This is a genomic window from Empedobacter sp. UBA5036, from assembly GCF_002415215.1.
GTDB lineage: Bacteria > Bacteroidota > Bacteroidia > Flavobacteriales > Weeksellaceae > Empedobacter > Empedobacter falsenii_B.
Genome location: NZ_DICC01000051.1, coordinates 39,169 through 52,269 on the forward strand (window position 1 = coordinate 39,169; position 13,101 = coordinate 52,269).

At 31.3% G+C, this 13,101-nt stretch carries 12 protein-coding genes; 2 read left to right on the top strand and 10 right to left on the bottom strand.

Features of this window, described 5'->3' with window-relative positions:
• Window positions 1–36: 36 nt before the first annotated feature.
• The 3 genes from B4J88_RS09085 to kbl form a co-directional block, all read right to left on the bottom strand.
• Window positions 37–2,724: a PD-(D/E)XK nuclease family protein gene (locus B4J88_RS09085; protein WP_291067376.1), complete on the bottom strand. Its 2,688-nt coding sequence runs from the start codon at window positions 2,722–2,724 to the stop codon at window positions 37–39.
• 67 nt (window positions 2,725–2,791) lie between these two features.
• Window positions 2,792–3,280: a hypothetical protein gene (locus B4J88_RS09090; protein WP_219034190.1), complete on the bottom strand. Its 489-nt coding sequence runs from the start codon at window positions 3,278–3,280 to the stop codon at window positions 2,792–2,794.
• 68 nt (window positions 3,281–3,348) lie between these two features.
• Window positions 3,349–4,548 (bottom strand): glycine C-acetyltransferase, encoded by a 1,200-nt coding sequence (gene kbl / locus B4J88_RS09095; protein ID WP_125350209.1) that lies wholly within the window; start codon window positions 4,546–4,548, stop codon window positions 3,349–3,351.
• A 95-nt stretch (window positions 4,549–4,643) separates the two neighbouring features.
• Here kbl and B4J88_RS09100 point away from each other — a divergent pair, with 95 nt between their 5' ends.
• Complete coding sequence (locus B4J88_RS09100; protein WP_260392015.1) at window positions 4,644–5,516, top strand: GNAT family N-acetyltransferase; 873 nt, start codon at window positions 4,644–4,646, stop codon at window positions 5,514–5,516.
• Window positions 5,517–5,812: 296 nt separating this feature from the next.
• Here the strand turns inward: B4J88_RS09100 and B4J88_RS09105 are convergent, their stop codons facing one another.
• From B4J88_RS09105 to queA, 4 genes are read right to left on the bottom strand one after another with little or no spacing between them, the layout of a single operon-like run.
• Entirely contained in the window at window positions 5,813–6,745 is a 933-nt protein-coding gene (locus B4J88_RS09105; protein WP_180906365.1) for a polyprenyl synthetase family protein, read from the bottom strand.
• A 56-nt stretch (window positions 6,746–6,801) separates the two neighbouring features.
• A complete protein-coding gene (locus tag B4J88_RS09110; RefSeq protein WP_286495588.1) occupies window positions 6,802–7,755 on the bottom strand; it encodes a hypothetical protein in 954 nt (317 codons plus the stop codon).
• A gap of 11 nt (window positions 7,756–7,766) precedes the next feature.
• Complete coding sequence (gene rlmN / locus B4J88_RS09115; protein ID WP_038336309.1) at window positions 7,767–8,816, bottom strand: 23S rRNA (adenine(2503)-C(2))-methyltransferase RlmN; 1,050 nt, start codon at window positions 8,814–8,816, stop codon at window positions 7,767–7,769.
• A gap of 7 nt (window positions 8,817–8,823) precedes the next feature.
• Window positions 8,824–9,873: a tRNA preQ1(34) S-adenosylmethionine ribosyltransferase-isomerase QueA gene (gene queA, locus B4J88_RS09120; RefSeq protein WP_038336356.1), complete on the bottom strand. Its 1,050-nt coding sequence runs from the start codon at window positions 9,871–9,873 to the stop codon at window positions 8,824–8,826.
• 158 nt (window positions 9,874–10,031) lie between these two features.
• Here queA and B4J88_RS09125 point away from each other — a divergent pair, with 158 nt between their 5' ends.
• Window positions 10,032–10,616, top strand: coding sequence for a TlpA family protein disulfide reductase (locus B4J88_RS09125; RefSeq protein ID WP_291067380.1), 585 nt, complete (start codon window positions 10,032–10,034; stop codon window positions 10,614–10,616).
• 42 nt (window positions 10,617–10,658) lie between these two features.
• Here the strand turns inward: B4J88_RS09125 and B4J88_RS09130 are convergent, their stop codons facing one another.
• Genes B4J88_RS09130 through B4J88_RS09140 form a run of 3 tightly spaced genes read right to left on the bottom strand, consistent with a single transcriptional unit; the run spans window position 10,659 to window position 12,982 of the window.
• The gene (locus B4J88_RS09130) at window positions 10,659–11,741 is read right to left on the bottom strand and encodes a glucosaminidase domain-containing protein (RefSeq protein ID WP_291067382.1); all 1,083 of its coding nucleotides are present in this window, start codon (window positions 11,739–11,741) and stop codon (window positions 10,659–10,661) included.
• Window positions 11,738–12,655, bottom strand: a complete 918-nt coding sequence (locus B4J88_RS09135) for a 1-aminocyclopropane-1-carboxylate deaminase/D-cysteine desulfhydrase (RefSeq protein ID WP_038336312.1) — start codon at window positions 12,653–12,655, stop codon at window positions 11,738–11,740. Before B4J88_RS09135 ends, B4J88_RS09130 begins: the two co-directional genes overlap by 4 nt.
• Entirely contained in the window at window positions 12,656–12,982 is a 327-nt protein-coding gene (locus B4J88_RS09140) for a hypothetical protein (RefSeq protein WP_038336313.1), read from the bottom strand.
• Window positions 12,983–13,101 lie beyond the last annotated feature (119 nt).

Genomic DNA, 13,101 nt, shown 5'->3' on the forward strand with positions numbered 1-13,101 from the left:
TATTTATAAAGGGTTTTCTTTATAGTGTATTGTGTACTATTCTGGCTGTTTGAACGGAATTTCTTGATTTAAAATCTCTTCAATTAATGTTGACATTGGCGCGTTAGAATTCTCGACAATCGAATAATCGATGGTTGTATTTTTATCAACCGAAAGTTTAATTAAATCTTTATTTGGAAATTTGATCGGATAAATACACAATTCAATGTCTTTATTTAGATTTTTTTTGTCTGCATAAAATAAATGAGCATAGAAAATTAATTGCAATTGTTTGGCTTTATCTTCTTTTTTGTAAACGGTTTCTATTTCTTCGGTTTTAACCGAAATATCTTTCGCATAACCAGTTTTGTAATCAATAATTCGAGTTTGATTATTGACAGAATCAATTCTATCAATCACCCCTTTCAGTTTTACAATTTTGCCATTTGTAAGTGTAAAATCAACTTCGAGCTTGCTCTCCAAAGCTCGAATAACAAATTCATTTTCTTTTGCAGTAGTTGTATCTTTAGACAAAACGCCATCTACAATTCGCTCTGCAATTTTATAAATCAAATAATTTGGTCCTTTATCTAAATGCCCATCTTTATATTCTTTGCTAAAATGTTTTTGTAAGGTTTTATCTTTTATTTTTTCGATATTTTTGAAATCATTTTCATGCAAAATATGTCCAATATAAGGCGTGTACAAATCCTCTAAAGCTCCGTGTACAATGTTTCCTAACGTTCTTGCACTTACAATTTCTTCGGCTTCTTCGACTTCATTTACATTAAAAATGCGTTGCTCATAAAAATCTAATGGATTGCGTAAATATGTCGAAAGTGAAGAAGGTGAAATTCCATATTCAGCCCAATTTTGAAGTTTAGCCATTGTTTCGTCAGTTTTAGGAACAATGATTTCTTTCAAAGGTTTTGTAACAAAACTTGGAGCAGCAAAAGTTTCTTTCACTTCGTGATTACTTTCAAATTTGATTTGAGCCAAAAAGCGAGATTTTTCTCCAGAACCCATTCCGTCAGCTTCGGTATCGTACACGAAATAAGCGTTTTTCGCACGCTGAATCAAACGATAAAAGTGATATGCATAAATCGAATCATTTTCGGTAAATGTATTCAATTTCATTTGTTTGCGAATATCGTACGGAATAAATGTATTGTTTTGTCGTCCCAAAGGCAAAATTTCGTCATTCACAGAAGTCATGATGATATTATCGAAATTCAATAAACGAGTTTCCAACAATCCCATCAATTGTAAACCTTTCAAAGGCTCTCCAATAAAGGAAATTGTCTCAGAAGATACGATTTTGTTGTATAATAAAAATAAGGTTCTATAATCTTTGATATCATCAACACTTAACAAATTTTCATGTAATTGATTGAAAACTTTTTTGAAAAAGAACAAATATTCTTTTGTCAACAAATCGTTCATCGAAGGATGATGCAGTAATTCGTCTGTCCAATTTTTTAGATGATGAATAAATTCAGTGATACTTTTTGGAATATGAAAAATAGATTTAAAGATTGATTCTCTTAAGGCATTTTGAATCGAATTTTGAGAATTAAATATTCTATTTTGTAAACGAATATCTCCAATTAATCTTCGACTTTCTTCTGTGCTAAAAAGAGATAATGTTTTATTTTCAAGAATTTGTAAGACATTTTTGAAATAAAACATGGTTCCTTTTCCTAACTTCTCCCGATTCATTTGCAACTCAAAAATTGATTTGAAAAATTGCGCTAACGGAACAGAACGTAACGGAATTCCCATCGAAATGTTGAGATGTGTGATATTTTCGGGCAACGAATTGAGAATTGCTGGTAAAATAGATTCATCAGCCAAAATCAACGCGGTATTTTTTATCTCATCTTCGTTGAGATTTCTAATTAAATCTGCAATATATTTTGCTTGTCCAACTTGTTTTGCAACACCAATTGTCTGTAAATTTTTTGGTCTCGAAAATTCATCAACCACCCAATTGATAGGTTTTATTTTTTCTTTGTATTTTCTTAGAAAAGAACCAGCTTCTTGATTCGGATTTTCGTAATAATATTTATCTGCATCCCAATATAAAGTGGCTAATTTTTCTTTTTCTAATCGAAAAATTAGTGCTTGTTCTGCTTTTGTCAAGGCATTAAAACCAGCAAAAACATAATGTGAAGTTCTGTTTTCGACAATCTCTTCAACCTTTTCACTTGCGATTCTAAAAACCATCCCAGCATAACCTTCTTTCGAATCCAACAGATCTTGTTGTAATTGAAAATATAATTTTGAAACAATTCCCCAAAACGTTAAGTGATTTTGAATGATTTCATTTTTCCCAATCTCAATTTTTCCATCTCCCCATTGACTAATTCGTTCTACCGAAATCAAATAGTCTAAAACTTTATGCGCAGGTTGCAAAGAAGCATCGATATCATCGAAATCTTTCAAAACAGTTGGTCCCCATTTGATAAAATCTTCGAAAGAATCAGGCTTGTCAACGATTTTTTTATAGGCTTGATACGCTTTGAACCATAGATTAATTCCAGAAATAATTTCTAAACCAGAAAGTTCGCTCATCAATTCTTCGATACTTTTCATTTGTGGAAGAATGATATTTTGCGCTTCACGCTGAAATTCTTGTTTGAAGAATAACATTGGACGTTTTCCTGGTAAAACTAAAGTGGTGTTGATAAAGTTTTTTTGATTTTGGACTAAATCTTTTACAACATTTTCTATGAATTGAGCCATTTTGAAATTTTCTTTCGTTGAATTGTTGTAAAAGTAAGGATTTTGAGAGACAATTCGTGGCGTTGAATTATTTTACTTCTTGAACTTTTTCTTGAAATAATTTTTCAAAAGTTTCAGTGATTTTATCCTCAGACATTTTTGTAGCAACAAAATATAATATGAATCCAAAAAATAACATCGGAATAGAAATTAAAGGTAAAAAATTATGAATTCCATTAGTAATAATTTGAAAAAGTGAGATTATAAAAAATAAAGTCACAATACTTATCCAAACAATGAAAAATATTGAAACAAAAGAGTTTAATTCTAAATTGTAAACAATAGTGGTTTTATTGTCGTTGGTATTGAAATGACCAATAATTTGAGGATTAAAACTATTTCGTCCGCTAATCGTTTTCATCAAATTGAAATGATCTTTATAAACTATCCCTTCAAATTCATATTTACTTTTAGAAAAACGAATTCTTTTTTCTTCTGTATTATCATTTAGTATTTTAAAAACTTCTTGTTCAGAAAGATTTGTCGTTATTTGATATGTTTTATTTTTGAAAAGCATAAGTTAAATATATAAAAAAAGCGACTAAAAATATTTAGTCGCTAATATAATATTGAAAAAACAAATTCTTATTTAATCACTCCTAATTCTTTACCAACTTTTGTAAAAGCAGCAATTGTATGATCTAATTGCTCTTTTGTATGTGCAGCTGATAATTGTACACGAATACGTGCTTTGTCGCGAGGAACAACAGGGAAAAAGAATCCGATTACATAAACACCTTCATCTAATAATTTGTCTGCCATAACTTGAGATAATTTCGCATCGTACAGCATAACAGGTACAATTGCAGCATCACCTTCTGGAATATCAAAACCAGCAGCAACCATTTCTTTGCGGAAATATTCAGCATTCCACATTACTTTATCGCGTAAAGAAGTATCTTTTTCTAACATTTCTAACACTTGTAAAGCTGCACCAACAATTCCAGGAGCTAAAGAGTTAGAGAATAAATATGGACGAGATTTTTGACGTAACATTTCGATTACTTCTTTTTTACCAGAAGTAAATCCACCCATTGCACCACCTAAAGCTTTTCCTAAAGTAGATGTAATGATGTCTACACGTCCCATTACTTCGTTGTGCTCATGTGTTCCACGTCCAGTTTTTCCAATAAAACCAGTTGCGTGAGAATCATCAACCATTACCAAAGCATCGTATTTATCAGCTAAATCACAAACACCTTTTAAGTCTGCAACGATACCATCCATAGAGAAAACTCCGTCTGTTACAATAATTTTGAAACGATGATTTTTTTCTGAAGCTACAATTAATTGAGCCTCTAAATCAGCCATATTATTGTTTTTATAACGATAACGAGCAGCTTTACATAAACGAACACCATCAATAATAGAAGCGTGGTTTAATTCATCAGAAATAATAGCATCTTCTTCTGTAAACAAAGGCTCAAAAACACCACCATTTGCGTCAAAAGCAGCAGCATATAAAATCGTATCTTCCATTCCTAAGAAATTAGCGATTTTTTTCTCTAATTGTTTGTGTACATCTTGCGTACCACAAATAAAACGAACCGAAGACATTCCGTATCCGCGGTCATCTAACATTTTTTGAGAAGCTGAGATAACGTCTTTATTATCAGATAATCCTAAATAGTTGTTCGCACAAAAATTAAGTAATGTTTTACCATTTTCTAATGTAATTTCTGCACTTTGAGGAGAAGCAATGATGCGTTCTTTTTTGAATAATCCTTGTTCTTCTAAATCATTCAATTGCGTTTGTAAGTAGTTTTGAAATTTATCGCTATACATAATAAATCACTTTTTGTTTTGATATGTTTCATACAAATATAAATGTTTGCGGGCATATTTTTCGTATTTTTGTGAGATATAAAAATTTAAATTAAGTGGATTTTATTATATTATTTTTGTTCTCGGTACAATATTATTTTTTAGCTAAGTTTTTTAAGAAGAACAAAGTTAAAACAATTCTAAGTGTTATTGGAATGTATTTTTTTGGAATTGTTCTATTAGTATTTGCATTAGTGGCTCTTAAAGTAACTAGTATAATTGATATTGATATCATGAATCCTGTTGAATTGAGTAAGTCAAAATTTGTTTGGATTGGAGAAACAATTATTTTTCTATTTATTGGTGTTTTCTATTACTATCATCTTAAACGTAAATGGACAATGGAAATGTTTTCTGCAGATATCGAAAAGCGTAAAGATGAAATTCTACAAAATTTAGAAGTTAATCAAAAAATAAATCCAGTAAAATTGGACGTTTATCCTCATTTTCATACGGTTAATGAAAAAAATATTCATTTGGTTCAACCTTTAGCAAATGAGATTTGGAACGAATGTTACAAAGATTTATTATCCCAAGATCAAATCAATTATATGATTGATATGATGTATAATACTGACAAAGTAAACGAAGGAATTGCAAATGAAGATGTTTGGGAAATCCTGAAAATTGATAATGTTCCGTCTGGTTATTTGCATTACAAATTAGATGAAAATAATACTGTTTTCTTATCCAAAATTTACTTGAAAGAGTCTAATCAAACCAAAGGAATTGGACAATTGATGTTGAATAGAGTTGTAGATTATGCGCGAGAAAAAGGAGCAAAAGCTGTTCATTTAACAGTGAATAAACACAATGCGAAAGCAATTCGTTTTTATGAGAAAAATGGTTTCAAGAATATGGAATCAAAAACATTTGACATTGGAAATGGATATATTATGGATGATTATATTTATCAGAAATCCATTTAAAAATAAGGTTTTAATCAAAATATAAAGTCATTACGGTTTGTAATGGCTTTTTTTATGTTGTAAACAAAGTGTCTAGAACCAAGCTGACTTAATTCGTAATGTCGTGAGGTTGATTTAGTTTTTAAAGTGATGAGAAGCTGAATTCAATTCAGCTTGACATTTTCCGCTAATTTATTATTGAAAATAGATCTTAATTTATCGGAGTCATATTGAACTTGTTTCAATATCGCATCCAGAGCTTAGAACTGTTAATTCTTAATGTAAAACAAAAAGGACTTCAATTAGAAGTCCTTTTGTTATTTTTCTCTTTCGATAACGTATTTCACCATTGTTTCCAATGAATTTCGAAATTCACTTTCTGGGAATTCGTATAGTATATCTAAAGCCTCTTGGCTATATTGTTTCATCATTTTTTGCGTGTACTCAATTCCGCCGTGATCTTTTACATACTGAATAATTTCTCGTACACGTTTTTTGTCATTGTTGTAACGTTTTACCGAATTAATCAACCATTTTTTGTCTTTTTCATTCGCTGTATTGATTGAATAAATCAACGGTAACGTCATTTTTTGTTCTTTGATGTCAATTCCGACAGGCTTTCCAATTGCATTAGAAGTGGTATAATCAAACAAATCATCTTTAATCTGAAAGGCAATTCCAACCAATTCACCAAAACGATGCATTTTTTTCGCTACTTCTTCCGAACAACCAACAGAACGTGCTCCAGCCTCACAACAAGCTGCGATAAGCGTTGCCGTTTTCATTCGAATAATCTCGAAGTATACATCTTCTGTAATATCAAGTTTTCGCGCTTTTTCGATTTGCAATAATTCACCTTCCGAAATTTCCTGTATCGCAACCGAAACAACTTCAAGTAAATCAAAATCTTTGTTTTTAGTCGAAATAATTAAGGTCTTTGACAAAAAATAATCTCCCACCAAAATAGCTACTTTGTTCTTCCAAATCGCATTAAGTGAAAAGAAACCACGACGCAATGTACTATCATCCACTACATCATCGTGTACTAAAGTTGCGGTGTGAATAAGCTCGATAAAAGAAGCTGCACGATAGGTACGTTCTTGTACTTCGCCATTTAATTTTGCAGTTAAAAATACAAACATCGGACGCATTTGTTTTCCTTTTCTACGCACGATATAATTGGAAATACGGTCAAGAAGCGAAACATTACTCTTCATCGATTCGAAGAATTTCTGTTCAAACAATTTCATTTCCTCCGCGATCGGAGCTTTAATCAAATCTACCGTGTTACCCAAAATTTAGTTTTTTAATTCGTAAAATTATTGATGCAATGTACAACCTGTTTTGCATAGAATCCTTTATAATTAAATTCCTCTCCGCTAAAACAAATTTTGTTTTCGGTTGGCAAAACTGAAATACCTTCCAATTGTCCCAACTGTGTCGTGAAGCCCAAAGGTAAACTTATTTTTTTAACTTGAGAAGTGAAGAATAACTGATTGTTATCTTTTGGCAAATCAAACCAACTGATAAACGTTAACGCTTCTTTTGTGTAGCCTAACAGATAAACTCCTTTGGTAGAACTATTTACATCAGCATCGATATAAGCAGCAGTTACAGCGTAATTTGTAGGAAAAGTTTCTAACTTTTTGGCTGCGTGTTTTTTAGAAGAGTCAATAGGAACAACATAATGAGACGTTGACATATTTGACCATTCTTTTGTAAAAATATGCAATTGATTTTGGTAGACAAAAAATGCTTCTGCGTCCCAATTTGTCGTCATATTTTTGAACTGAAAAGTTTCTTGATCTGGATAATAAAATTCTATTTTTTCAGCTTTTAATTGCTGATAAGATTTTGAATAATCGATGTTTGATTTCTGGATAAAATAAATGGCTAAATCTTTTCGTTTGCCCAAATTATTTCCAAAATCAGCAAAATAAATTCGATTATCATCCGAAGACATTTCTTCCCAATCGATATTTGGAGCATTTGTGATGAAAATAGTATTGATAATTTTACCTGTTTTTGCATCAAAACGATACAATTCTGGTTTGGAATCAGAATCGTTTAAACCCCAAAAAGAAGCCACATTTTTATCTTCTTTTTCATATTCTAAAGTCGAAATTTCGTTCAAAGTAGGCGGTAAGTTGATACTTTCCATTTTATAATCATCAATAGAAATTGTATCGATGTTTTCTACTATTTGCGCGAAAGAGAATTTAGTCAGAATCAAAAATAAAAATATGGCTAAATATTTCATTTGATTATGTTTTAATCATTTCCAGTTTTATTGGCTAATTGTCCGCAAGCTGCATCAATATCTTTTCCGCGACTACGACGTACATTTACCACAATATTGTTGGATTCTAAAGCTTTGATATAATTGTTAACTGCTTCTTCTGATGCTTGTTTGTAGATTCCGTCATCAATCGAATTATATTCGATAATATTCACTTTAGAAGGAATTTTTCGACAGAATTTTACCAATGCATCGATATCTTCTTTTTTATCATTAACACCGCCCCAAACAATATATTCGAACGTAATTCGTAAACCTGTTTGTTGGTACCAATATTGAAGACTATCCATTAAATCCGTCAACGGAAATTTAACAGAAAAAGGCATAATCACATTACGAACTTCTTCTCGAGCCGAATGTAAAGATACCGCAAGGTTAACACGTAAATCTTCGTCAGCCAGTTTTTCAATCATTTTAGGAATTCCCGAAGTAGAAACTGTAATTCGTCTTGGAGCCATTCCTAGTCCTTCTGGCAATGTGATTTTTTTGATGGCAGAAATTACTTCGTTATAATTTAACAAAGGTTCTCCCATTCCCATAAATACGATATTGCTTAAAGGACGATTGAAATAACGTTTACTTTCTTCATCGATAATCACAACTTGATCGACGATTTCGGCAGCTGTTAAGTTACGCATACGTTTTAATTGCGCTGTTGCACAAAAAGTACAATCCAAGCTACAACCAACTTGCGAAGAAACGCATGCAGTTGTGCGAGAATCAGTCGGAATTAAAACAGATTCCACAACGTTACCATCATGAAGTTTAACCGCATTCTTGATGGTTCCGTCGTTAGATTTTTGTAGAAGATCAACTTCAACAGGTTGAATTTGGAAAGATTCTCCCAATTGCTCACGTAGAGCTTTTGAGATATTCGTCATGTCATCAAATTGATGCGCATTCTTTTTCCATAACCATTCGTACACTTGTTTTGCGCGGAATGATTTTTCTCCAATCTCTTTGAAATAATCTTCAATCTCAGCTTGTGAAAGCTTTCGTATATCTTTTTTTGTTGTACTCAAACTTGTCTTATAAGATTAACATTGCATCTCCGTAAGAGTAGAATTTGTATCCTTCTTTTACAGCTTCGTTGTATGCTTTCATTGTTAAATCGTGTCCAGCAAACGCAGAAATCATCATGATTAATGTAGATTTTGGTGTGTGGAAGTTTGTAATCATACAATTTGCAATAGAGAAATCGTATGGTGGGTGAATAAATTTGTTCGTCCAACCATCAAATGCATTTAAATGACCATCTGCAGAAACAGAAGATTCGATAGAACGCATAGAAGTTGTACCAATAGCACAAACTTTTTTCTTCTCGTCAATTGCACGATTTACAAGATCAGCAGATTCTTGAGGAATAATAACTTGCTCAGACTCCATTTTGTGTTTAGATAAATCTTCAACCTCTACAGCTTGAAAAGTTCCTAAACCAATGTGTAATGTTAATTCAGCAAAATCAACACCTTTAATTTCTAAACGTTTTAATAAGTGTTTAGAAAAGTGTAAACCAGCTGTTGGTGCAGCAACAGCTCCTTCGTGTTTTGCATAAATTGTTTGGTAACGCTCTGCATCTTCTGGTTCAACATCACGTAAAATATATTTTGGAAGTGGAGTTTCTCCTAATTCTTTCAATTTTGCACGGAATTCTTCGTAAGATCCATCAAATAAGAAACGTAAAGTACGTCCACGAGAAGTTGTATTGTCAACAACCTCTGCAACTAATGTATCATCATTATCGAAGAATAATTTATTTCCGATACGAATTTTACGCGCTGGATCAACCAAAACATCCCATAAACGAGTCTCAGCATCTAATTCTCTTAGCAAGAAAACTTCGATTTGAGCACCAGTTTTCTCTTTGTTACCCATCAAACGAGCAGGGAAAACTTTCGTATTGTTACGAATCATTACATCTCCTTCGTCGAAATACTCGATAAGATCTTTAAATTGTCTATGTTCAATTTCTCCGGTGTCACGGTGAACAACCATTAAGCGAGCTTCGTCTCTGTTTTCAGAAGGGCGATCTGCTAAAAGTTCTTCAGGTAAAGTAAAGTCGAAATCGGAGGTTTTCATTTTCATAATTGTACAATTTTTTGCAAATATACGATGTCAGATACCCCTTTGTCAAGTGAATTGAGGTATTTTATGAAATTGCTAACGTTTAAATGTTTATTTTTGACGAAAGACTTATAGATATTATCAAGTTTTTTAATACTTATTTGAAAAATAAAATGAAAACGAAACTACTATTACTATCAATGTTTTTTACATTTTTTAGTTGTAATAAATCCGAACAAAAAATTGAAGAATCTGCTGAAATAGAAAAGATTGATTCTGTTGCAAAAAAAGAATCACCAGAATCAGAAATTCCGAAAGAATTGATAAAAGCACCAGATTTTTCTTTGGCTGATATCAATGGAAAACGATTTGACTTATCAGATTTCAAAGGAAAATATGTCTACATGGATATTTGGGCAACATGGTGTGGACCTTGCAAAGTTCAAATTCCTTTTATGAAAGAATTGGAAAAACAATTTCATAATGCACCAATTCATTTTGTAAGTGTTTCTTTGGATAAATTAGAAGATAAGCCAATTTGGGAAAAAATGGTGAGAGAAAATCAGATGTCTGGTGTACAGTTATTTGCAGGAAGAGAAGATAATTTTGGTTTTGATTATAAGATAGAATACATCCCGACTTTTATTATTTTAGATAAAGAAGGAAATATTATGATTGATCGCGCGCCTGCACCGATGGATTATCAAACAAGAGAAATCAATCAACAATTGGTTGATATTCTCAAAATGATGAAATAAAAAAAGCTTCCATTTGGAAGCTTTTTTTTATTATTGAGCTCATTATGCTCTAACTTTTGTTTTCAAATTAATACGTTGACCAATTTTAGGTTGTTCACCTGGTTCCATACGATTTAGTTTATATAGGTTGTTTACTTTTACACCAAAACGTTGCGAAATCGTGTACATATCATCACCTTCTTGTACTTTGTATGAATAATCAGAACCTTTTGTTTTCTTTTTTCCGAAAAATACAATTTGTCCATCTTTCAATTTAGAACCCATTTGTATTTCATTGAAATTCGCAATATCCGAAGGAACTTTGTTGTATGTTTTAGAAATAGTCGCAATTGTTTCTCCCGCTTGAGCAACAATATAAGGAATATTATTCTTGTGATTTTTAATGCGAGTTGTAGGATTTTGAGGACGAGTTTCGTAAGCAATTGTTTTGTTATTTACACTAGGCTCATTTTTCTCTATACTATTATTATTTGGTTGATAAGACGCTAATGCAATTTCTTCTTTGATTGTTTTAGATTCTTTTTTCGTTTTAGATTTTGACGAATTATTTGCCAACATCATATCATCCTGATTGTTGTATAAGGTATACAATTTTGCATAAACTTCTTCTGGAGAAATCTTATCAAATTGATCTAAATTATATTTTTCAATTCTCGAAATTAATTTTGAAGCATATTTTGGATCAGTTGCATAGCCAGATTTTTTCAGACCATTTGCCCAAGCATTATAATCTGTCGGATCTAAAATAAACAAAGCTTTGTAATATGGTCTTAACGCTAAAAATTTAGAATGATCTCTATAACTTTCTTCAACTGAAGTATATTTTCTAAAACATTCACCTTTCGCATCATCATCGTGATAAATACGAGGTTTATCCAACGACCATTCTTCAGGACCTTTACATTTTATTCCAAAATGATTATTGGCTTGATCGGCTAATTTACTTTGTCCGCCTCCAGTTTCCAATAATCCTTGTGCTAACGTAATACTTGCCGGAACTTTGTAAAGTTGCATTTCTTCAACAGCTAAAATAGCATGTTTTCGAATGTAAGTTATGTCTCTACTTTCTTGTGCTTGCGTCGAAATCGTCAACACTAAGCTAAAAACGTATAACAATTTTTTCATTCTATAATATTTTTGTTCTTCTTCTTTAAAAGTTTGTTCATTCCTTCAATTCCTTGCAATCCGCCTGTATGAACCAAAAGAATTTTAGAATTATCACTAAAATAATGATTTTTAATTAATTTAAAAATACCAAAAACCATTTTTCCAGTGTAAATAGGATCCAATTGAATATGGTTAATTCGCTTGAAATCATTTACAAAAGTAATTAATTCATCCGAAACTTTCCCATATCCGCCAAAATGATAATCATTAAAAATAGTAAAATTGGTTTTATTTGTCAATTTTTCGATTTCATTTTGGATAAAATCTCCCTTTAAACTCGGAAAACCTAAAATTTTTTGATGAGGTTTCGAACTTTCAATCAATCCAGCAATTGTTCCGCAAGTTCCGATTGCCGAAGCAATAAAATCATATTCGAAACAATCATCGTACAGAATTTCTTCGCAACCTTTTATAGCAAAATCATTTGTGCCTCCTTCTGGAATAACGTAAGTGTTTGGATATTTAGTGTTTAAATGATTAATAAATTCTACTTCATCTTTTTTTCGATAATCTTCTCTGGAAATAAAATGCAATTGCATTCCACATTTTTGAGCAAAACGTAACGTAGGATTTTCATCGATTTTATCACTTAATTCTTCTCCACGAATTATACCGATAGTTTCGAAATGATGAAGTTGACCAGCTGCCGCCGTTGCTGCAATATGATTGGAAAAAGCGCCACCAAATGTTATCAATTTCTTGAAACCAAGTTTTTCAGCTTCAATAAAATTATATTTCAGTTTTCGGTATTTGTTTCCAGAGATTTCTGGATGAATCAAATCTTCTCTTAATATAGAAAGTTGAATATTTTGAGAAGTTAAATGTTTGATGTCAATGTTTTGAATTTGAGCTTTAAAATCGTTCCAAATCATTTAGATATATTTTAGAAAATTATAAAATTTTCGTTTTTTTAAATAATTCAAATTGTGTTCGTTTGCATAAGCTTCACGCTCAAAACTAATATTGCGATATGCTTTGTGTTGATCGCGATATTGAATCAATCGAATGGCATATTCAATAAAATAAAAAGGATAGAAAAAAACGACCAAAAGTTCGAGTTGTTGAATGATATGAATGGTTTCGTGATTGATTAAAACTTCATCATTTTTCAGTTTTTTATCTCTCAAAAAAATGAAAGGAAAAATGGTAATTCCAATAAAATTCTTTCGGAATAAATGACGCAAAACAACTACAAACATGATTTAGGTAATTCGATTTTATTGCAAAATTAATCAATCTGAAAAGATATTGATTTAAAAAGCGTTAAAAAGCGTAAATTTAGAAGAAGTTTCGCAAATAATTATCATACCAAAATTAA

What these genes read in the sequence shown, in the direction of transcription:
- B4J88_RS09105 (WP_180906365.1), bottom strand. Translation starts at nt 6,745, where the DNA reads ATGAAATTGTTTGAACAGAAATTCTTCGAATCGATGAAGAGTAATGTT.
- B4J88_RS09125 (WP_291067380.1), top strand. Translation starts at nt 10,032, where the DNA reads ATGAAAACGAAACTACTATTACTATCAATGTTTTTTACATTTTTTAGT.
- B4J88_RS09140 (WP_038336313.1), bottom strand. Translation starts at nt 12,982, where the DNA reads ATGTTTGTAGTTGTTTTGCGTCATTTATTCCGAAAGAATTTTATTGGA.
- B4J88_RS09085 (WP_291067376.1), bottom strand. Translation starts at nt 2,724, where the DNA reads ATGGCTCAATTCATAGAAAATGTTGTAAAAGATTTAGTCCAAAATCAA.
- kbl (WP_125350209.1), bottom strand. Translation starts at nt 4,548, where the DNA reads ATGTATAGCGATAAATTTCAAAACTACTTACAAACGCAATTGAATGAT.
- queA (WP_038336356.1), bottom strand. Translation starts at nt 9,873, where the DNA reads ATGAAAACCTCCGATTTCGACTTTACTTTACCTGAAGAACTTTTAGCA.
- B4J88_RS09090 (WP_219034190.1), bottom strand. Translation starts at nt 3,280, where the DNA reads ATGCTTTTCAAAAATAAAACATATCAAATAACGACAAATCTTTCTGAA.
- B4J88_RS09110 (WP_286495588.1), bottom strand. Translation starts at nt 7,755, where the DNA reads ATGAAATATTTAGCCATATTTTTATTTTTGATTCTGACTAAATTCTCT.
- B4J88_RS09130 (WP_291067382.1), bottom strand. Translation starts at nt 11,741, where the DNA reads ATGAAAAAATTGTTATACGTTTTTAGCTTAGTGTTGACGATTTCGACG.
- B4J88_RS09135 (WP_038336312.1), bottom strand. Translation starts at nt 12,655, where the DNA reads ATGATTTGGAACGATTTTAAAGCTCAAATTCAAAACATTGACATCAAA.